Origin of the sequence: Parabacteroides timonensis (assembly GCF_900128505.1) — a bacterium.
Taxonomy (GTDB): Bacteria; Bacteroidota; Bacteroidia; order Bacteroidales; family Tannerellaceae; genus Parabacteroides; species Parabacteroides timonensis.
In genome coordinates this window covers 3,464,915-3,486,519 of sequence record NZ_LT669941.1, presented here as the reverse complement: position 1 = coordinate 3,486,519, position 21,605 = coordinate 3,464,915, and the positions used below count along the sequence as shown (strand labels likewise).

The window sequence follows — 21,605 nt, the reverse complement described above, 5'->3', positions numbered from 1 at the left end:
TGTCGACAATTTTCGACAGTAAACTTCTGAAGATATGTTCAGGATAATGCTGCAATACCTGTTCCGATGAGATTGGCATTATTCATCTGGTTGATATGAACTTTTACATCACCCAGTCCGAATTCATTCAGAAGTTCCTGTAATTTTTCCATTACCAGGATATTATAATCTTTGTCTTTCCGGTTCTTACTCCAGAAGAGGCTGCCTTCGGCTACCAGACAGATCTTTTTGGTCTCTTTATTATAAGATGTAAGCAATTTGATCAATCCGGCGAGGGATGCGGCTACCAGTTGTGCCGACCGGTTATAGATCCAGTGAGCTACCTCTACATATTTTTCTTTGTGGATATCCGGATAGTTCATAATCGTTGTCAGTTTCTGTGCATCGAATTTCTCTTCGAATTCTTCCAACGGGAAGGCCGCTTTAAGTATTTCTCCCAGATACATGCCCGAGACTGCTTTTTCAAAACGCTGGCTTCCCCGGCTGTCGGAACAGGCATCGACCATATCGTCTACAGTCGTCAGGAAAGGCGGATTGAAGTTGCCCGATTCCAGATTAACAGGGATAAGCCCTTTGACCGGACAGGAAGGAGGTAATTTGGTTATTTTTTCTGCCGGGATAAAAGTCGCCATATTAGTTCCCGTTCCGACAATCAGTCCGATATAAGCATCATAACTGCTGTCGGTAAGACCGGCAAACAGACTGGCTACTGTGTCATTAAGCACCTTTATGCCGGTGAACTTGACGTTGTTCCTTTCATTCAGGTAGTTGAGTAAAGGCCTCCCTACAGGTTGTCCGATCATATCCTTTATATTAACCCCTTTGGTCCAATGTAGTAACCGGGCATCACCGTCGGGAAGCGATTCGGCTGCATAGGAGAAGCAATAACCGATCGGCATTTCTTCATCCCGTTTGATTTCTCCGATCGGATCGGCCAGTTCTTTAAATAATTTATCACGGGTGAAACCGGGAGTTTTCATAACGGATAAATCTTTTTTCCACCCGTTTTCCGGATGAATGGTTGTTTTATCGTTTGAGAAATTGACAGTTGCCACCCTATAATTGGTTCCGCCCAGGTCGAGGACCAGTGCTTTTCCGTTTATACCTTTACTCCTGGGAGTAATAAATGTTGGGAGACATTGTATTTCTGCATTGTCTTCTGCCAGACCTTCTTCCACTTTCTTTTGCAATGAAAGGGCTATTTCTTTCAATTGCCCTTGTTCTAGTTTAAAAATGTTCCTCTCCATGATATACTGATTTAATTCGGATACTAATATCCTTTCTTTATTTATAAATAACAAACGGAGGGCATTATTTAGTTCTAAAAAATGTAGATGATGTACAAAAAACTCTTTGTGTCAATTCGTAAGTTGCGCAGTGGATTTTGCGCTCTTTTTAAGAGAAATAGTACTAAAAAAGACTCTGTTTTGAAGTAACAAGTTGGATTTGTTATAAATTGTAAGTTGAGCTTGTTGGGGGCAATGTTTTGTGATGGTTTAAAATAGTTAAATATATTGTTTTTGCTATCAAAATGTCAGAAAATATTTGGTTGATACCGGAAAACTGTGTTCATTTGCACGCAATTTGAAAGTAAATCTTATAAGTAATATATTTATGAAAGCTTCAATCTTGAAAAAAGAAATTTTGGCATTGGTTGTTTTGTTCGTTTGTAGTCTGGCAATGAGTGCTGCATCTCCAAGAAACTATCTTTATGATACAAAAGAGGAGAATGGTAAAATCGTATCGAAAGTTATCTTCTTACATGAGGAAGGGCTTTTGAACAAACAGGTGAAATATGAATTCACCTACAATGATAACGGTAAGGTCGCTGAAAAGAAAGCGTATCGCTGGAATCAGTCAAAAGAAACTTGGGATCCTTATTATCTGATTTCTTATCAGTATAACGAGGAAAAAGGTGAAATCAATTCCGTATACGGAATGTGGAACAAAAAGAAAAAAGATTTTAGTTTGAATACACAAGAAATGGTTGTACCTGCAGCCAGTTATGAGGATATATTCTCATAATACCTATTTTAAAACATTTCATAGACACACACGAAAGTGGCGCGAATAACAAAAGACGTGAGTCCCTGTTATTAGCGCCACTTTTATTTTGTGAAAGATTATCGGGTTATCCGATAATCTTTTCTAATTCTTCCAGATTCTTGGCAACATCTTCGTCTGTTACTTCATAATTGGTCAGGTCGCCTGCCAGATACTGGTCGTAAGCCGCCATATCGATCAGACCGTGACCGGACAAGTTGAACAGGATCGTACGTGCCTTTCCTTCTTTCTTCGCTTCTTCTGCTTCGCGGATGGCAACAGCAATAGCGTGAGAGGATTCCGGAGCCGGGATGATTCCTTCTGCCTGGGCAAACATCGTTGCCGCTTTGAATGTATCCAACTGTTTTACGTCCGCAGCATTCATCAGTCCGTCTTTCATCAACTGGCTGACGATCGAGCCTGCACCATGATAACGCAGACCGCCTGCATGGATATTGGCAGGAGCAAAGTTATGTCCCAACGTGAACATCGGGATCAGCGGAGTATATCCGGCCTCGTCTCCGAAGTCATACTGGAACTGTCCGCGTGTCAGTTTCGGACAGGATGCGGGTTCTGCAGCGATCACACGAATATCTTTACCTTCTGTCAGTTTATGACGCAGGAACGGGAAAGTGATACCGGAGAAGTTTGAACCGCCACCGAAGCAACCGATCACCACATCCGGATATTCGCCTGCCATTTCCATCTGCTTTTCAGCTTCCAGGCCAATCACTGTCTGGTGCAACATCACGTGATTCAAAACACTACCCAATGTATATTTACAGTTAGGCACCTGCATAGCCAACTCTACGGCTTCCGAGATAGCAGTACCCAGACTACCCTGATAGTTAGGATGGTCGGTCAGGATCTTACGGCCGGCTTTCGTACTCATACTCGGTGAAGCGATCACTTGTGCGCCGAAAGTCTGCATGATCGAACGACGGTAAGGTTTCTGGTGATAGCTGACCTTTACCATATAAACAGCCAGTTCCAGGCCGAAAGCCTTGGCAGCATAAGAAAGGGCGGCACCCCATTGTCCGGCACCTGTTTCAGTAGTGATATTAGTAACACCTTCCTGTTTACAATAGTAAGCCTGTGCGATAGCAGAGTTCAGCTTGTGTGAACCGATCGGGCTGACACTTTCGTTCTTAAAGTAAATATGTGCAGGAGTATCCAGCATCTTCTCCAGTCCGTAAGCACGAACCAGCGGAGTGGGACGCCATACCTTATATAATTCGCGAACTTCTTCCGGTATTTCGATCCAGGCATCGGTCGTATTCATTTCCTGATGGGAAGCAGCTTTGGAAAACAGGGGATAGAGATCCTCTTCTTTCATCGGTTGCTTAGTCTGCGGATTCAAAATAGGAAGTGGTTTGTTCTTCATATCAGCCACAATATTATACCAGGCTGTGGGTATGTCTTTCTCCTCCAATAAAAACTTTTTAGTACTCATAATTCTTTATGTAGTTTACATTATTAATCAATTTGGCCTTTAAGGCTTACAACTTGGAAGCAAAGTAACAAATAATATTTCGTTCTTCAAATTGAATAAACAAAAATATATACCTTTGTGCCTTCAAATTAGACAAATAGATAACAAACGACAACAATGAAAAAACTGACTCTGCTACTGGTAAGTGCACTGACTTTGTTTTCCGCAACTGCCCAGAAGAAAAACTTCACTTACAAGTTTTATGGATTTGTGCGTGGTGACTTGTTTTACAACACGCGTGCGAATATGGCTCCGGTAGACGGAAACTTCTACCTTTTCCCGCTTGATGAACAACCGGATGCTGACGGGAAAGACCTGAACGCGACACCCAACGGCAGTTTCTATACATTTACTTCCCGATTGGGAATCAGTGTGACCGGTCCGAATGTCGGTTCTGCAAGGACTTCCGCCTGCCTGGAGACGGACTTTGGAGGCTTTTCTTCCAGTACGACCATGCTCCGTATCCGTCAGGCATGGGTTGCGCTGGATTGGGAAAAGAGTAATGTATTGATCGGTCATACCTGGCATCCGTTGTTCGGCTCCGTTTTTCCGGATATGCTGAATCTTTCTACGGGAGCGCCTTTCCAACCGTTCAACCGCAGCCCGCAAATCCGTTATCAGTATAAAGCCGGCAAGGTGAAGCTCACGGCTTCTGCTATCTGGCAGCTGCAATATACATCGAGCGGTCCGAAAGGTATGAGCGAGGATTATATAAAGAATAGCTGCGTACCGGAATTTTATGTCGGAGCGGACTATACTTCCGATAACGGCTGGCTGGCAGGAGCGGGTATCCATCTGATTTCCCTGAAACCCCGTACGACATCGGAGATAAATGACAAAGTTTATAAGGTAAATGAGCGAATGACAACATATTCCTATGAAGCTCACTTGAAATATACCGGACGTAATTATACCTTTGCAGCCAAAAGCCTGATGGCTTCCTGTTTGGACCAGACGGCTCTGATCGGAGGTTATGGTATCAGCTCTGTCGATCCGAAGACCGGTGAACAGGAATACACTCCTTTCCGTCATTCGACGACCTGGGCGAATTTTACCTATGGAACGAAATGGAAAACGGGTCTTTTCATGGGATACACCAAGAATCTCGGTACGGACGACGAACTGACCGCATCGAAAACGGTCTACGGTATGGGACTGAACATCGACCAGTTATTGACTGTAAATGTGAATTTATCATATAATTTGCCTCACTGGCAGATCGGTCTGGAATATTCTCCGGCAACAGCCTGGTACGGTACGATCGACCAGAAGAATGGCAAAGTGGGAAACACCCACGCCGTAACCAATCACCGCATATTGGGATTGGTTATGTATTATTTCTAATTTGAACGCTTTTAAATGAAAACGAAGCTAGGTATGTTTTTATTGACCGGACTGTTGATGGCAACATCCGGTTATGCACAGAAAAAGAATTTTTCGTACAAATTTTACGGACAGGTGCGTGGTGACTTGTTTTACAACTCGCGTGCCAATTCGGAGATCGTGGACGGTTTGTTCCATCTCTATCCGAAAGATGTCGAACCGGATGCCGACGGCAATGACTTGAATGCTACGGCTAACGGTAGTTTCTATCTGCTTTATTCCCGTTTGGGGATAGATGTGGCAGGACCGAATGTCGGGAAAGCAAAGACGACTGCCAAACTGGAAGTCGATTTCCGTGGTTCCGGAAGTAACTTTGCGATGATTCGTGTGCGACATGCCTATGTGAATCTCGATTGGGGAAAATCAGCCGTGTTGATCGGTCAGACCTGGCATCCGTTGTTCGGGGATATCTTTCCGCAAATGCTGAATCTCTCTACGGGAGCCCCTTTTCAACCTTTCAGCCGTAACCCGATGTTGCGTTACCGTTATACGGATCAGGGATGGAGCCTGACCGGAGCGGCGATCTGGCAGTTGCAGTATTTGTCTACCGGACCGAACGGAAAGAGCGAAGAATATATAAAGAACGGTTGCGTGCCGGAATTTTATTTCGGTGTGGATTATAAGAAAGATAACTGGATGGCCGGTGTAGGAGCCGATATCCTTTCTATCGCACCGCGTGTCAAATCTACGGTGGGAGATAATGTATATAAGGTAAAGGAACGGGTTACTTCTGTCTCTTTCGAAGCTCACGCCCGCTATACCAATGAAAACTGGAAGATATCTGCCAAGACATTGTTGGGCTCCAACCTGGCGCACCTTTGCATGCTGGGTGGTTATGGCGTAAGCAGCATCGACAAGCGTACGGGCGAACAGGAATATACGCCTTACCGCCACTCGATGACCTGGTTGAATGTAGTCTACGGTAAGAAATGGCAACCGGGTCTGTTTGTCGGTTATCTGAAGAACCTGGGTGCAGGCAAGGATATTGTCGGACCGACTTATGGTGTCGGACTGGATGTGGACCAGGTATTTACTACTAATTTGCAGATGTCGTATGTCCTGCCTCACTGGAAAGTAGGTTTGGAATACAGTCCGTCCCTCGCCTGGTATGGTGACCGTGCATTGGCTGACGGACGTATCCGCGATACGCATTCGATAACCAATCACCGTGTATTAGGTGTATTAATGTATATGTTCTGATGAAAACACTGATAATTGGAGCGAACGGCTTTACTGGCAGACGAATCTTGCAGCACCTGTCCCGGCAGGGAAAGTATGAACTGACAGGCTGTTCCTTGCATAAGGATATTTTGCCGGGAGATAATTACCGGTTCGTCCAGGCAGATATAGATAACCATCCGGCCATCGACCGGCTGATTACTGATGTTCGTCCGGCTGTCGTAATCAACGCTTCCGCCTTGTCCGTCCCCGATTATTGTGAATCACATCATGAAGAAGCCTACGCCGCCAATGTGCTGGCAGTAGAGAATATAGCCCGTTGCTGTGAGAGGACTGGCAGCCGTTTCATCCATCTGTCTACTGATTTCGTCTTCGACGGAAAGAAGAACGGATTATATACGGAAACGGATACCCCGGCTCCTGTGAACTATTATGGCATATCCAAATACCAGGGTGAATTGGCTGTTGCTGCTAATTGCAGTAATTATGCGAATGTACGCGTGGTCGTTGTTTACGGCAAGGCATTGCCGGGACAGCACGGTAACATCCTGCAACTGGTGAAGAACCGTCTGCAAGCCGGTCAGGAGATACGTGCCGTTTCCGATCAGTATCGTACACCGACCTGGGTACAAGATATTGCCGACGGTGTGGAGAAACTTATGCACACCTCTCTGAACGGAACCTGGCATATTTGTGGCGGCGAATGCCTGTCAATAGCCGATATTGCCTACCGTGTAGCCGATTATTTCCAATTGGACCGTTCGTTGATCATTCCGGTCACTACGGAAGAAATGAACGAAGCCACCCCGCGTCCCCGTTTCAGCGGACTGAGTATCGACAAGGCTGGTCGCGAACTAGGCTACACGCCCCATTCCCTGGAAGAAGGAATGGCAGAAATGAAATAGAATCCTATATAACAAGCAATATGAGCACAGAAAACAAAAACTCTTTAGAACTGAAGTACGGCTGCAACCCCAACCAGAAGCCGTCGCGCATTTTCATGCAGCAGGGGGAATTGCCTATCGAGGTATTGAACGGTCGTCCCGGATACATCAATTTCATGGATGCCTTCAATAGCTGGCAATTGGTGAAAGAACTGAAAGAGGCTACAGGACTTCCCGCTGCCGCTTCTTTCAAACACGTCAGCCCGGCCGGTGCCGCTGTTGGAATCGAGATGAGCGATACGTTGAAGAAAATCTACTTTGTAGACGATCTTCCTCTGACTCCTCTGGCAACCGCTTATGCCCGTGCCCGTGGTGCAGACCGCATGTCTTCTTATGGTGACTTTATCGCTTTGAGCGATACTTGCGATGAAGCGACAGCCCGCCTGATCAACCGTGAAGTATCCGATGGCGTCATTGCTCCCGACTATACGCCGGAAGCTCTGGAGATCCTGAAGAACAAACGGAAAGGTACTTACAACGTTATCAAAATCGATCCGGCTTATACACCGGCTCCGATCGAACACAAGGATGTCTTCGGCATCACTTTCGAACAGGGACGTAACGAGATCAAGCTGGATGAAAGCCTGTTGACCAATATCCCGACAAAGAGCAAGAATTTCTCAGAAGATGCTAAACGCGATCTGATCATTGCCCTTATCACTTTGAAATATACACAGAGTAACTCCGTTTGTTATGCCAAGGACGGACAGGCGATCGGTATCGGTGCCGGTCAGCAAAGCCGTATCCATTGTACCCGCCTGGCAGGAAACAAGGCTGATATCTGGTTCCTCCGCCAGCATCCGAAGGTAATGAACCTGCCTTGGGTTGAAAAGATCCGTCGTGCAGACCGTGATAACACCATTGATGTCTACATCAGCGACGACCATGAAGATGTACTGGCAGATGGCGTATGGCAACTGTTCTTCACCGAAAAACCGGAAGTCCTGACCCGCGAAGAAAAGCGTGCATGGCTGGATACCATGAATGGTGTGGCTTTGGGCTCGGATGCCTTCTTCCCGTTCGGCGACAATATCGAACGTGCACATAAGAGTGGTGTGGAATATATTGCACAGGCAGGCGGCTCGGTCCGTGACGACCATGTGATCGATACTTGCGACAAGTATGGCATAACGATGGCATTTACCGGAGTGCGGTTGTTCCATCATTGATTGGAGACTTCTCTTCTCTACAAAATGTTGGCAATTGCGGCTTCACCTTGAGTGATATCGCAATTGCCCCTTGATAATAAAAGCCTGAAAGGGTGACGCTGGGTTTATTCCCGGCGTCACCCTTTTCATTTTTTTTGAGTACATATATTCGAATCGTACTGTAACCTTGCTTCTTTAATCTTATGCTATTAACTTAAAGGTGCTATCCTATGATATATAAGGTCGTAGGATAGGACAATTAAGGTGTTTTCATCCGATATTTATAAATGTAACCTATGCTCTACAAATATGTAAGGCATGGGTTACATATTTGTAAGCATAGCCTTACATATTTGTATACAATCCGTTAAATAAATAAATCATAGGAGGAGAATCCTTAGAACTTGTATGGTTGACTATTATATGTTGATACATAGAACTTTAATATTTGTGTACTTATGGGAATAGACCTGTTTAGGTGTTTTTTCGTTTTTATCAGTGAAAGTAGGTGACGCCGAAATTGGTGGCGGCGTCATCGTGTAATATGTTGATATATAATGTAATACTTCTGCTGGGTGAAAGGTGACGCCAAAATGCTAAAATCTTTATAATAATGTACGTGCGTACATTAATTATATCTTTATAGACAATAGATATTAAATGGAATAATTGCTTAGAGGGGTTGAAGATTAATAAAAGAGCCGTTTTTTGGTATGACTAATTTTAACGTTCCTTTTTTCTAGTCAACAAAATTAGACATAACTTTTAAATCTACAATCCTTTTTGAAGTTTTTTTTCTCATCCTATGTTCTTTCTTATCAATTGAATAGCAAAGTAAGTACCAAATATGCTTTTTTTATTACAAACCCGATAGAAATGACTAGAAAAAAGGAACGTTTTAGCTAGTCATCCCATAGAGGTGGCAGCTTTTTATAAGAAGAACGAATTATTTCATTAACACTATTATTAATACTAAATTTTAGAATTATGAACAAAAAGTTTTCTACTCTTGTGGCTGCTATCCTGGCAGCCGGGGCTTGGACAACGCTGGACGCTAAGGTGGTCGGACTGACGCAGCCTGTTGCTGGTTCCTATTTTATTGGTACAGAGATCGCTTCGGGTGGTCTGGGCTTGAATGGTCTTCTGGGTGCTAACGGCCAAACTTCTGATGATACTGAAATTGACGGAAGTGAAACGCAATGGGTGTTGGAGGATGCTGATGAAGCTGGTGTGTATTACTTGAAAGTAAATGTAGGTGGGACTGACAGCTATTTGACGTTGAGTAATACTGGATCCAGTGTGGCATGTGCCTTGACTGAAGTTGGTGCTATTTCGGCTCCTATTACAAAGGCTGAGTTTACTTTGAATAATGGTAACTTGAAGTTAGCTAATAAAGATGACTTTGGAAGTAATGACGGTGTGAAAGCACTGACCGATCCTTGCTTAAAACTTAATGCTGCTTCGTTGCCTGAAGTTGTTGCACAGGCTGGTTCCCCTTCCACTATCGTTTTCGGAGTTTACGGAGCCGATGATGTATTTCCTGGTTTAGGAGAAGTGACAGTGGATAAAGATGGTAAAGTGAATAACTTGAATATCTTCTTGGAAAAGGCTAAGGAAGGTACTGTAACTGCCTCTTTCTACCTGCAGGATACTAATAACAAATACCTGTATGTAGACGGTGACGCAGTTAAAACAGCGGAAAAAGCTGAGGCTACTGCTGCTTATTCCTGGAAATTGGATGCAAGTGGAAAGTTGGTGTCTGTAGCCAAAGAACGTGCTAAAGCTACTGCTAAGTTCTTGAGTTTCGAGGCTGGTCAGCCAGGTGCAGCTGGTACTTGGAAGCTGGCAGATGCAGGTGTAAAAGCTACAGTTGATGAAGCAACGTTAAAAGTAAATGACGGTGTTATTAAAACAGTTTCTGTTTCTGCTTTAGCTCCGGTTGCAGCTGATAAAATCACAGCACAAGTGAACAGTGATGGTGGTCAATCTTTGGCTTTGCAAACTTCTTTCTCAAAAGATGAGTATTACTTTATCGCAGGTGCTGCAGATAAAGCATGGAAAGGCAACGACGATGGTACTGTAACTGTTGATGATCCTTCTTCTTCTATCGCTTATGATGACGCTGCAAAAAACGGTACCGACGCTTTGGATGCTTATCTGTGGAAAATTGTAGATACATCGGCAAACGGTTTAACAAGATACCAGTTTAAGAACAAAAAGACCGGTCTGGTGGCTGACTTGAATGGTGTAATCGATTTCATCGCAAGTAATGCTTACAATGGAGGTATGCTTTTAGCTAAAGAAAAAGGACAGTATCTGAATGAAGATCTTGGAGTTGCAGGTAATGATGATGCTGTTTCTTTCGGTATCTACAAATCACCGAAAGTTACAATGTCTGCTGCTGCTTTGAACGCTCTGCTTGGTGAAGGCTTCGGTATGACAATCTCTCAGGACGATGCTGAAATCGAAGGAATGGATGCATTCAATGGCAAGTTGAAAGCTGAAAAAGTATCAGCTGGTAAATACCGTTTGTTAAACGGTGACAAATATGTTGCTTTGAAGAATGGTGCTAACGACTGGGATATTGAAAACGTTGGTGATCAGGGTAGAGGTGACAAATTCTATTTGATCGATAAAGACCTGCAATCAGAGGATGCTGACGAATGGAAGAATTATCTGACTGAATTTACTTTCACTCGTTATGCAGGTGTAGATGCTAAGGTTGTTGATAAAGCTTCTGTAAGCGATGGAACAACAACAAAAGAACTGTTTGTTATGAAGTTGGGTGAAGACAAATATGTTTTGACTGCAACTAAAGGAGCTATCGCAACTGATGAAAAATATCCGACTATCGTTCTTGAACTGTCTAACATCGTAAACGTATCTGTTGAAGGTATGTTGGGCAAATACTGGAATATCGACTTTGCTTTGACTGCTAAAGAAGTTACAGAAAAAGGAGAAGATTATGCAAAAGATAACAGATATAAAGTAGGTGGTGCATTGGCTATGTTGGATGGAGACGCAGAATTCGTTCCGGCTTCCAGCGTAAGAGATACATTCCCCGAAGCACAGTGGTTCATTGCCCCAGTTGCTGACGCAGAAAACTCTTTGACTCAGTTCTCTTTGATGAACCGTGAAAGTGGAGAAGTAATCACTGATATCATTCTTCGTAAATATATCAATGAAGCTGGTGCTATCGTACCGAACGAATATATTGTAGAAGGTGTTGATGATAATATGCCTTTGACTAAGGGTGATAAACTGAAATTCAGCGAATGGGAAGCAACTGAATTCGACGGTTATCTGTCTGGTCTGACTGCAAACTATCTGCGTAACAATAAGTTCTACATGGGACAGAAACATGCTATCGCAGGTAACAATAACGTTTACTTTGCAGAAAACCATGGCGATTCTCACAAACTGGGCGTTGTTACAGACAAAGAAGGTGCAGCTGTACTTTGGAATATCGAATTTGCAGAAACAACTAAAGACAATAACATCATACCGGATACATTGAAGATCGAAAGACACTTCGCTAAGGTAAATGAAGATGGTACAGGTCTTGTTGCTGCAGCTGGCAAGGATGATAAGAAAGCAGTTCTGAATATCTTGAAATATCAGTTCAAGAACAGAAGCAATAACGAGTATATCGGTTACAGAGCTAGTGGATTTGATTTCTATGTCTTGGGTAAAGAAGATACTAAGAACGGTTATACTAAAGCACAAGGTGAAGACTTCGCTTTGAAGATGCAGCCGGATGGTACTTATAACATCATTCAGTTAGGAGAAACAACTGTTGAAGACTATAGCTATGCTAACTCATCCAAAGTACGTGTAGCCAACAGTGAAGTAGACGGTTTTGGTGAATTGATCAACATGGGTATGTATGAAACTGACGATAACTCAATCATGGTTATTGAAAAGTATGAAGCTCCTGAATATCACAAGATCACTAACCATGTATGGGGTGACACGATCACATTGGCTCGTGCAGACAATAAAGATGAAATGGTGTACGAACAGTTCAGCAAAGATGCAACTACTATCGTAAAAGATACAACTAGCTTCCTGAATATCGAAAACATTAATGATCCGAAGTTCAGCAAGATGAATGCAGCTATCTTCGCAGACACAGCTTATATCGATCGTGGCGAAGGTCTGGATGCAAATACTTGCTATCAGTATCTGTTGGCTGTAAGACAGTCTTACGGTTATCACAAAGAAAACTGCAACAATCCGAGCCATCCGGCAACTGAGTCTAACCAGATCGATACAGTTTACGGTGACTTCCTGGTTAACTTGATCGACACAGCTAACGTTTGGGGTAGCAATAATATCCACGTTAATCCGTATATCGACAGAAATGAAGCTGGTGAAGATTACGCTAAGTTGTCATTCGTTTCTGGTTTCCATACAAACGATACATTGTATATCGTGAAAGCTGATAACGATACTATCAAGTTAGGCATGGATACTCCGGACTTCAATGTAGCTAAGTTTGCATTCCGTTATGTAGACGAATCTGCTACGACATTCAAAATCCAGACTCAGTGGAAGAGATATCTGGGAGGTAACGGTCATTACAAAACAGCTGCTGATTTCGCAGAACATTATGCTGAAACTCCGGCAGATCTTTCTAATGATGGTTACTTGAAATGGATCAACGGTTCTTTAGTAGTTGTTGACGATTTTGATAAAGGTGACGTATTTACAATCTCAGAAGGTGTAGATCAGAAACCTGTTGCTAACGAATCTATCGATGCTACATCTGAAGTATCTGTAGTTGCTACTAACGGTGCTGTAGTTGTTAAGGGTGCTGAAGGCAAGAACGTAGTGATCACTAACGTACTTGGACAGCAGGTTGCTAACACTGTTGCTTCTTCTAACGAAGTTACTATCTCTGCTCCGGCAGGTATCGTAGTAGTGGCTGTTGAAGGCGAAGCTGCTATAAAAGCAATCGTAAAATAAGCAATTTACAAATTGAAAATAAAATTCTAAATTGTTTACCGTGCGTAGGGGCGGTTCGTGAACCGCCCTTACAAAGTAACCCGCGATGGGGGAACAGGCGGTAGATATTAATACTAAAGTAATAAAATAAAGTTCATCTGTCAGTATCTCTGCGAAGAGAGGACACAGATACAAAATTAGCTCCGATGACTAGGGTTATCGGAGCTTTTTGTATTATATATGAGTAATTCGTGTAGGATCAGGACTTCCATTGTCGGATCACTCCGGATGGAATAGTGTGTTGTTAAATCACCAAAATATTTTATTGAACAGGCTTATTTTATCGATTATAAAAGATAAAACAGCCCTCATTTTATCTTTTATAGAAGACAATCCGGCGAATTCACCACTTTTAAAACAAAAGGGACGGCCTCCAACAGACCGTCCCTTTTATATAGAAAGATTACAAAATTGTTATCCTATGTTCTTTACTTTAAGCAAATATTCAGCGATCTGAACAGCATTCAGGGCAGCGCCTTTCTTGATCTGGTCGCTAACGGTCCAGAATGTCAAGCCGTTCGGGTTGCTGATGTCCTTGCGGATACGGCCTACGTAAACCGGTTCTTTGTCGGCTACGAACAAAGGCATCGGATAGTCTTTGTTTGCCGGATCGTCCTGCAGGATTATACCTTCACCCTCTGCAAAAGCCTTGCGAGCTTCTTCTACGCTGATCGGACGTTCTGTTTCGATCCAGGTTGCTTCGCTATGAGCACGCATAACTGGAACACGAACACAGGTTGCGCTCACTTCGATATCGGAGTGCATGATCTTACGTGTTTCGTTATACATCTTCATTTCTTCTTTTGTATAACCGTTTTCAGTGAATACGTCTACGTGAGGGATCACGTTGTATGCCAGCTGATAAGCGAATTTTTCTACTGTAGGTTCTTCGCCCTTCAAGAGTTGTTCGTACTGCTTGATCAGTTCGGCCATTGCAGTTGCACCTGCACCGCTGGCTGCCTGATAAGTGGCTACCTGTACACGCTTAATGTGCGATACTTTTTCGATTGCCTTCAATGCAACGACCATCTGGATGGTAGTACAGTTCGGATTGGCAATGATACCGCGAGGACGATTCAGTGCATCTTCCGGGTTCACTTCAGGAACTACCAAAGGTACATCGTTATCCATACGGAATGCGCTGGAGTTGTCGATCATTACAGTACCATGTTTTGTAATGGTTTCTGCAAATTCGACAGATGTACCGCCACCGGCCGAAACAAAAGCAACATCGATTCCCTTAAAGTCGTCGTTATGCTTAAGCTCCTTAACGGTGTACTGTTTACCACGGAAGTCATAAACACGTCCGGCACTACGCGATGAGCCAAAAAGCACAAGCTCATCCATCGGGAAGTTTCTTTCGTCGAGTACGCGCAGGAATTCTTGTCCTACCGCTCCACTCACACCAACAATTGCTACTTTCATTTTGAGCACTAATTAAATTGTAATATAAAAAAAATGTTATAACTTTACCGCATCCAAAATCAAGGCGCGCGTATAGTTGTAAACTATTAGTGCGCAAAGATAGATAATTTTATAACAAAACTATATAGCTATGAAACAATTTATTCTTTTTCTCCTTGTATTACTTCCTGTTTGTGCATTTGCACAGTTCACAGAAACGTTTGATGGGCCGGAAATAGATGCCGGATGGAATGGACATCGTGATAAGTTTATCATTGATGAGGCTGGTTGGTTGCGGCTGAACGGTGCGGAGGGAGAACCCGGAAAAGTCGGTCTGAACTGTGTCATACCTTATGCTCCGACTATGCAGTGGGAGTTTGATGTGCGCCTGGAGGAAATCCCGAGTGAAAGTAACTATCTTCGTCTGTATTTGTATACAGAGGGTGACGGCACCTATTATTATGTACAGATAGGACATGACGGCGCAAAAAAGATCAGTCTTCGGACGAATAAGAAGCAGGCACTTTTCTCTTTGAAAGAAAGCGGGTTGACCGAGGGACCCATCTTTCTTCGTATAAAGGTGACTCTGGAGGATAATCGTGTGTGGACTTTATATTCCCGTAGAGAGGAGGATACCTGCTTCCGGCTGGAAGGAACGACTGATTCTTATCCGGTGAAGAATCCGGTTGAAGAAGGTCCGTTTATCCTTAATATCGAATATACGAAGACCCGTTACCGACATTTTGCGATAGACAATCTCCAAGTCTCTCCACGGATTACTCCTACCGATACGATTCCGGATGAAACACCTGTCGATCCGAAGCCGGAAGAGCCATTACCTCCTGCCGGTGGTGTTCCGCAATTGCAATCCATTGATATTCCGAGTTTGTCGGAGCTTCGGTTTACGTTCGATTTGCCGGTTAATATTACCAATGCCCGCTTTGCTATATCGGAAATAGGTAAAGCTGACAAGGTCATGTATGCGGATGAGGAATTGAAGACCATTGTGAATACCTCATACCCGAAAGAGATGGTTCCGGGGACGGATTATACTATATCCTACAGTGGTCTTACCGATCTGGAAGGGAATGAATTGGAAATTTTCTCTGAGGATTTTACGTTAGAAGATGATGGGGGGAATGAAGAAGGGGATGGCGATAATGGTAAAGATGATGAAAAAGGAACAGCGGCTCCCGGTTCTATCCTTATCAATGAAATAATGGCGGATCCGAAAGGTTTGAAGGAGCTACCGGAAACGGAATATGTGGAATTGCATAATGCGACAGTCGATCGTATCACGCTTTCGGGCTGGCAGTTTTCATACGGAGGAAAGGCTAAACCGATAGAAACGTTTGAACTGCCGTCGGGAGGATATGCCGTACTCTATCGTTCCGGTCGGGATATAAAGGTCGATCCTTCGGCATTGGAAGTGCCGTTGGAGAATTTCCCTTCGGCTTTGGCTAATGCGGGGAAACAATTGCAGTTATTGGACGGTTCGGGAAATGTAATTGATGATGTTACATACGATAAGGCAAAGCCTGCCAAATCGTGGGAGCGTTCCGCCTCCGGTGACTGGCATCTGTCTTCCGATCCTCGTGGCGGGACGCCTGGCTCCGTTAATTCGTCCGGTAAAGAAGAAGAACCGACCGAGCCGGAAAAACCTGTGGAACCGGATGATCCCGACAAGCCCGATCATTCAGAAGATCCTGACGATCCGGATAAACCGGATGATTCTGAAGATGATTCTTCCGTTATAGTTGAACCGTCTGAATTTATTATTAACGAACTTCTGCCGAATCCTTTTGCCGGTGGCAGTGAATATATAGAATTGTATAACCGTTCTGATCGCTCTTTGCCGCTATCCGGCTTATCAGTAGCTGTCCGTAAGGCTGACGGCACATTGAATACCCGTTATCCTTTATCGTCTGTTACTTCAATGATTGAACCGGATGGTTATGTGCTGTTGACTAAAAACAAATCGGGTGTCACCGATTTCTATACGATCCTGTCTCCCTTGTCTTTGTTTGAAATCCCCAAACTTCCTATATTGGCAAATACATCTTCTACACTTGTATTATTCCGTACAAAGGATGAAACAGTGATCGATGAAGTCGCCTATTCCTCCAAATGGCATGCTTCCTCCATAAAAGACCAAAAAGGCGTAGCTCTTGAACGAATTGATTCCGAAGCTGAAACACAATCGGCAGCAAACTGGACTTCTGCGTCTGCTACTGCCGGTTATGGAACTCCCGGTTATCAAAACTCCCAGTCGAAGATACCCAATTCGGATGAACCGGATCAGCCGACCGGAGTAGAAGCTCCGGAATGGGTTCCCGGCTCGAACCATTATTCGATAACTTATTATCTGGATCAACCGGGATACAATTGCCGCGCCTTTGTCTTCAATACGGCCGGACAGCGTGTAGCTGAAATTGCCAACCATGAACTATTGGGCCTTTCCGGACAGCTTACCTGGGACGGTTCGTCGTCCGCAGGAAGGAAGTTGCCAACAGGTGTTTATATCTTTTATGTGGAACTGTATCATGTTAGTGGACAAATGAAGACTTATAAGAAAGTGTTTCTGGCAAAATGACGATAATATTAATGACCGGTTAAAATTTTATTAGCCGAAAGATACGGGAGGCAGCATTGAGTCTTTAAAAAGTAAAGGCGGTTTATTGATAAACCGCCTTATACCATTGTGTATTATTTCTGTACCAGTCATTCAACTGAGTCAAATTCTTCTGTAATGGATAGATAGATAATCCGGAGAAAGTGTTGACTTTCGTATCTCCGCCTTTTGAGCAATAAATATAATCGGTACTGTACCTGCTTGTTACAGCTTTGTCCATACAATCCGTGAAACGGGTAAACTGTTCGTCCGTAGCCAGATGTTTTATAAGGTCGCTCAAATCATACAGCCTTGTCGGTGCGCTGGGTAAGTAGGATAATGTCTGTATATCCGAATAAGGTAATGAATAAGTACCTTCTTCCCCTCCCTTAGCAGTAATAATCTCCTTGGTGATGGCGGCGAGATCATTCAACTCGCTTGTTTTCGTTACGGCAATACAGCCAAAAGGATTTCCATTATTCTTGTAGTGTTCGTAAAAACCTTTTGCCACTCCGTCGAGATTCGCTTTTGTCTCAAATAAATAAGGAAGTACTTCCTTGTAAGGGAATCCTGCAGCAAGAACTTCTGCTGGTGATGCCACGATATAATCTGCTTTATCTTTTAACTCGTACACACATTCGACACCTCCCATACTGCAAACATCGAAAAGCAGGAAGTCAAAATGATATTCATCGGGTATACCTTCGGCCAACTCATATATTTCCATGTTATAGCCGGCCTCTTCTCCGAATGACCTAAGCATCGTCTTGTAATTGGAAGGTAACCAGGAAGTGCCATGGCTGGAAAAGATCATGCCGTAGCTGTCTGCCGGAAAATCAGTTGCAACCCTGCTGATTATGCTTTTCATCACTTCCGGATCGATCGCACTTTGGTTAGTATAATCTTCAATATGATGCTTGGTTACGATACCATTCGTGCCTTCTTTGATCTGATAAAGCTCCGCACTTTTATCACTCTTAGAATAGTAAACGATCAGATTTCCTCCATTCAGATTCTTTGGGGTAGCGACAGAGATCATATCTTCAATATTCTTGTTGATATTCGATCCTAAATTGCTGGCAACAACATACATCAACACAGTCCGTTTTGGCCCATCTTCCTTAAACTCCTCCTTCGTACAACTCCCGAATGCAAGGATGATAAGTAGGATATATATAAAATACTTAGTCTTCATCATATACTAGTAACACTATTTCTTACAAAGGTACGGATAATTTTAATCCACGCATGAAATTAATATCATTTCTATCTATCGGGACATTCTTTTTATTTATATTTGTAAGCTGAAATTAATTGAGAATCAATGATTAAATAGAACTAGTATGAACAAACTCTTGTTGATATTCCTGACATCTTTATGTGTCGGGATGGGGGTAAAGGCACAGGTAGTGGCTGTAAAGTCGAACGTGTTGTATGATGCAACAGCTACGGCGAATCTGGGTGTTGAGGTGGCTTTCAACAAACACTGGTCGTTGGATATCTCCGGAAATTATAACGGATGGGATATTGTCAGCGATAAATCGTGGAAACATTGGATGATACAACCCGAAGGGCGTTACTGGCTGCATGAAAAGTTTAACGGACATTTCTTTGGCGTGCATGGTATCTACATGGATTATGATATTTCCAATTCCAACTTCCTGTCGGTGATGAAAAAAGACTATGCTTACGACGGTAACGGATATGGAGGCGGTGTTTCTTACGGTTATCAGTTGTATCTTTCTCCGCACTGGAATATTGAGTTTTCGGCAGGTGTCGGCTTTATACATTTCGAGTACGATAAATCGGCTTACCCGACTACCGAAGACGGTTCTTCTGCAAAGTACCGTAATAACTATTTCGGGCCGACGAAACTAGGCGTAAGTATTACTTATATCATTAAATAAGCGAACAATGAAAACTTCATTCTACATATTCTTTTTCTTTTTGATCATGCAGGTGTGTCCTGTCCGGTTGCTGTCGCAGACGCAAGCTACTGTTTACAATGGTTTCGTCAATATCAAGCAAAACAAGGCTGAAGTAGAGAATGGCCAGTTGAAACTGGATATGAATCTATTGCTGAGTGGTTTGTCGGTAGGACGTTATCAGACGCTGGTATTGACTCCGGTATTGCGTAACGGCAATCATTCGTTCCGCTTTGCACCTGTCCGCATCAATGGGGCGAACAAGCAAAAGATGTATGAGCGTACCATCGCATTTGAGGGAAAACAGGTGGCTGACGGAGGGGCTTATGTAGTCCTGAAAAGTAATCCGTCCTTATTGCAGGAAGTCAACTATAAGAAAGTGATCCCTTTCCAGCCATGGATGGAGGAGGCTGAACTGATTCTTATAGGTGAGTTGAATAATTATGACGATGTTCCGGTTCAGACTTATACGAATGTCCTGACCGATCATTTTTATATCCAGATGGCTGAATAATACATAGTAAAACTGTATTCAACCGTTCACCATTCACCTGTTTGTGTTTATATATTGATTGTTAAGGCGTGGTTGGTGAATGGTCGGGGTGAATGGTTTTGTAAAAGGGTGAACGGTTGGCCTAAACTGTTCACCTCTGTCTTTTGGGGACTCTTCTTCCTTAGCACGTATGTAATTACTCACTAGGTGGAAAGTCTGGACTGACTAAGCCGGATGTCATAATCTTTTTGCTTAACGACCACCGTCGTTAAGCTTGATGAGCGACGTCGCAAAGCTTAACGGCCTTGGTCGCAAAGCTTGACGATGCTGGTTCACGGAGTTGTAAGTCATGACTAAAGAGTTAGTTTCTAGTAGGTTTGATAATAAAAGAGACTGTGTGAAGAGGTAGTTTTGAATTACCGGATAAATCTTTTATAAGAAGGTGAACGGTTTAGGGGCAACCATTCACCTTTTAACCAAACTGTTCACCTTGTCCGTTCACCTATAATCTCCAATAATCAAAGGGCGAGTATGAAAGGTGAAGGGTTGAAGGGTATATTGCTCAAATTTGCTAGTATGTCAATGATAGAAAAAGGTGAGCTTCAAATAGGAGCAATATTTGAGTCTTTTATGAGGCGAAGCCTCATGCCGCAGGCTCTCTTTTGCCGTCGGTTTTTAACCGACGGATAGATTAAATGCTCCGGCTTTGCCGGATTCTTCTGTGGGTTTTAACCCCTTTAGACATATAATGGTAGTCCCTGTTTTTAAAGGGGCTTAAGCCCACATAGGAAGAGGCTTTGCCTCCTGATTATTAGTCCGTCAGCTGAAGCAGACGGCAAAAGAAAGCCTATGACACAAGGCAAAGCCTTGTTGAAGACAATGACACGAATAGACTCAAATCTGACAATGATTGAGGCATTCTAGCCGGGTAAAACATGACGGTGTACTATACAGGTCTTGAATGGTTTTATCTTTGGGTGAATCCTAAATGGATAAAAATAATCGTTTAGAAGTAAACCGTTTCGTTGCTAGTTCCGCCATCTACCCAAGGGTTAATGCTGCCCGACAAAGTTATGTCTGATGCCTGGATGGTGAAGGTGTAAGTTTGTTTCTTCCCTTTTTCAAGGGCTTTTTTTGATTCGATACGGTAATCTTTGTCGCTCATTCTGACGATGAATACTGGTTTCTCTACCGGATAAAGAAGATAATCGGTAACGATCGTTACTTCTGTCGAGGTAATAGCCTGGTTTTTACCTTCTACGAAGGCAAAGGGAGTACTGGCTGTATTTGCGCTGAGTTGTCCGGTCTGTACATTCAGTTGGACTGTCGATGGATAGTTTTCCATCGAAACGCTTTGCAGAACCATGTATTCTTTGGTATCGCCTGCCATTTTGAATTTAAGCGTGATGGCGGAGAGGATATGGTTGAAAGAGAGATTTACTTTCTGATCGGCTGTTGTTTTATCTTTGTTCAAGACTGGGGTAGCCCACATGATGTCGTCTTGTTTCTTCAAGTCGAAAGGTATACTTAACGGAGTGGCTGTGGCCGCTTCGGTATAAGGGTAATAAGCATAAAAATTGAGTAAGGTGTCGGGGTTGACAGGGTAATGAGCATGTGTATCACTAATGAATTCGTTACTATTTATAAAACTAGTATATTGATTATTGTTTAAATCTTTACGAATAACAAAGTTTGTGGGGGGTTCTTTTGTGTGTCCCCAGCCAAATATTCCTATAACAGAATAATCGGGGAATAGATTTGCATCAATCGCTGCTTTACTTTCAAATGCATAATTAATTTTAGCACAAAAATATATTTCAACTTCTTGTTGATATTTTTGTGTAATATTATTGTTACAGCTACAATTAATTATTGAAATTACAATCAATATATATTTGATTCTCATTTTATGAAGGACTATATGTTTATCTTGAATAATTAAGGGACAGAGTATTTTCTTATTTTAATAAATCTGT

Annotated in this window: 14 protein-coding genes; 9 read left to right on the top strand and 5 right to left on the bottom strand. The window is 43.1% G+C overall.

Annotation, left to right across the window (positions count from 1 at the left end; all coding sequences use genetic code 11):
• Positions 1 to 38: 38 nt before the first annotated feature.
• On the bottom strand, positions 39 to 1,247 hold the full coding sequence (locus BQ7394_RS21640; protein ID WP_075559307.1) for a hexokinase family protein: 1,209 nt from the start codon (positions 1,245 to 1,247) through the stop codon (positions 39 to 41).
• Between the two features lie 367 nt (positions 1,248 to 1,614).
• On the opposite strand from BQ7394_RS21640, the gene BQ7394_RS21635 reads away from it, so the two are divergent.
• Positions 1,615 to 2,025, top strand: a complete 411-nt coding sequence (locus tag BQ7394_RS21635) for a DUF3836 domain-containing protein (RefSeq protein ID WP_075560163.1) — start codon at positions 1,615 to 1,617, stop codon at positions 2,023 to 2,025.
• Between the two features lie 106 nt (positions 2,026 to 2,131).
• On the opposite strand, the gene BQ7394_RS21630 is transcribed toward BQ7394_RS21635, so the two are convergent.
• Positions 2,132 to 3,496 carry a TrpB-like pyridoxal phosphate-dependent enzyme gene (locus BQ7394_RS21630; RefSeq protein ID WP_075559306.1) on the bottom strand — a complete coding sequence of 455 codons (1,365 nt, stop codon included), beginning with the start codon at positions 3,494 to 3,496 and terminating at the stop codon, positions 2,132 to 2,134.
• 156 nt (positions 3,497 to 3,652) lie between these two features.
• Between BQ7394_RS21630 and BQ7394_RS21625 the strand changes: the two genes are divergently transcribed.
• The 5 genes from BQ7394_RS21625 to BQ7394_RS25595 all read left to right on the top strand — a co-directional run bounded on the left by BQ7394_RS21625 (position 3,653) and on the right by BQ7394_RS25595 (position 13,157).
• Positions 3,653 to 4,879: a hypothetical protein gene (locus BQ7394_RS21625; RefSeq protein WP_075559305.1), complete on the top strand. Its 1,227-nt coding sequence runs from the start codon at positions 3,653 to 3,655 to the stop codon at positions 4,877 to 4,879.
• A 15-nt stretch (positions 4,880 to 4,894) separates the two neighbouring features.
• Positions 4,895 to 6,118, top strand: coding sequence for a DcaP family trimeric outer membrane transporter (locus BQ7394_RS21620; RefSeq protein ID WP_075559304.1), 1,224 nt, complete (start codon positions 4,895 to 4,897; stop codon positions 6,116 to 6,118).
• Complete coding sequence (locus BQ7394_RS21615) at positions 6,115 to 7,002, top strand: SDR family oxidoreductase (RefSeq protein WP_210436554.1); 888 nt, start codon at positions 6,115 to 6,117, stop codon at positions 7,000 to 7,002. The genes BQ7394_RS21620 and BQ7394_RS21615 overlap by 4 nt, the downstream gene beginning before the upstream one ends.
• A gap of 20 nt (positions 7,003 to 7,022) precedes the next feature.
• Positions 7,023 to 8,210, top strand: coding sequence for a phosphoribosylaminoimidazolecarboxamide formyltransferase (locus BQ7394_RS21610; protein WP_075559302.1), 1,188 nt, complete (start codon positions 7,023 to 7,025; stop codon positions 8,208 to 8,210).
• Between the two features lie 966 nt (positions 8,211 to 9,176).
• Positions 9,177 to 13,157 (top strand): DUF6383 domain-containing protein, encoded by a 3,981-nt coding sequence (locus tag BQ7394_RS25595; RefSeq protein ID WP_075559301.1) that lies wholly within the window; start codon positions 9,177 to 9,179, stop codon positions 13,155 to 13,157.
• Positions 13,158 to 13,610: 453 nt separating this feature from the next.
• Here BQ7394_RS25595 and BQ7394_RS21600 read toward each other — a convergent pair whose 3' ends face one another.
• Positions 13,611 to 14,621, bottom strand: coding sequence for an aspartate-semialdehyde dehydrogenase (locus BQ7394_RS21600; RefSeq protein ID WP_075559300.1), 1,011 nt, complete (start codon positions 14,619 to 14,621; stop codon positions 13,611 to 13,613).
• A 130-nt stretch (positions 14,622 to 14,751) separates the two neighbouring features.
• Between BQ7394_RS21600 and BQ7394_RS21595 the strand changes: the two genes are divergently transcribed.
• Entirely contained in the window at positions 14,752 to 17,193 is a 2,442-nt protein-coding gene (locus tag BQ7394_RS21595) for a lamin tail domain-containing protein (protein WP_075559299.1), read from the top strand.
• 82 nt (positions 17,194 to 17,275) lie between these two features.
• Here BQ7394_RS21595 and BQ7394_RS21590 read toward each other — a convergent pair whose 3' ends face one another.
• Positions 17,276 to 18,409 (bottom strand): clostripain-related cysteine peptidase, encoded by a 1,134-nt coding sequence (locus BQ7394_RS21590; RefSeq protein WP_235848797.1) that lies wholly within the window; start codon positions 18,407 to 18,409, stop codon positions 17,276 to 17,278.
• Positions 18,410 to 18,554: 145 nt separating this feature from the next.
• Here BQ7394_RS21590 and BQ7394_RS21585 point away from each other — a divergent pair, with 145 nt between their 5' ends.
• Positions 18,555 to 19,118, top strand: coding sequence for a DUF3575 domain-containing protein (locus BQ7394_RS21585; protein ID WP_075559298.1), 564 nt, complete (start codon positions 18,555 to 18,557; stop codon positions 19,116 to 19,118).
• A gap of 7 nt (positions 19,119 to 19,125) precedes the next feature.
• Positions 19,126 to 19,650, top strand: a complete 525-nt coding sequence (locus tag BQ7394_RS21580) for a DUF3868 domain-containing protein (protein WP_075559297.1) — start codon at positions 19,126 to 19,128, stop codon at positions 19,648 to 19,650.
• A gap of 985 nt (positions 19,651 to 20,635) precedes the next feature.
• Here BQ7394_RS21580 and BQ7394_RS21575 read toward each other — a convergent pair.
• Entirely contained in the window at positions 20,636 to 21,535 is a 900-nt protein-coding gene (locus tag BQ7394_RS21575; protein WP_075559296.1) for a fimbrillin family protein, read from the bottom strand.
• Between the last annotated feature and the right edge of the window lie 70 nt (positions 21,536 to 21,605).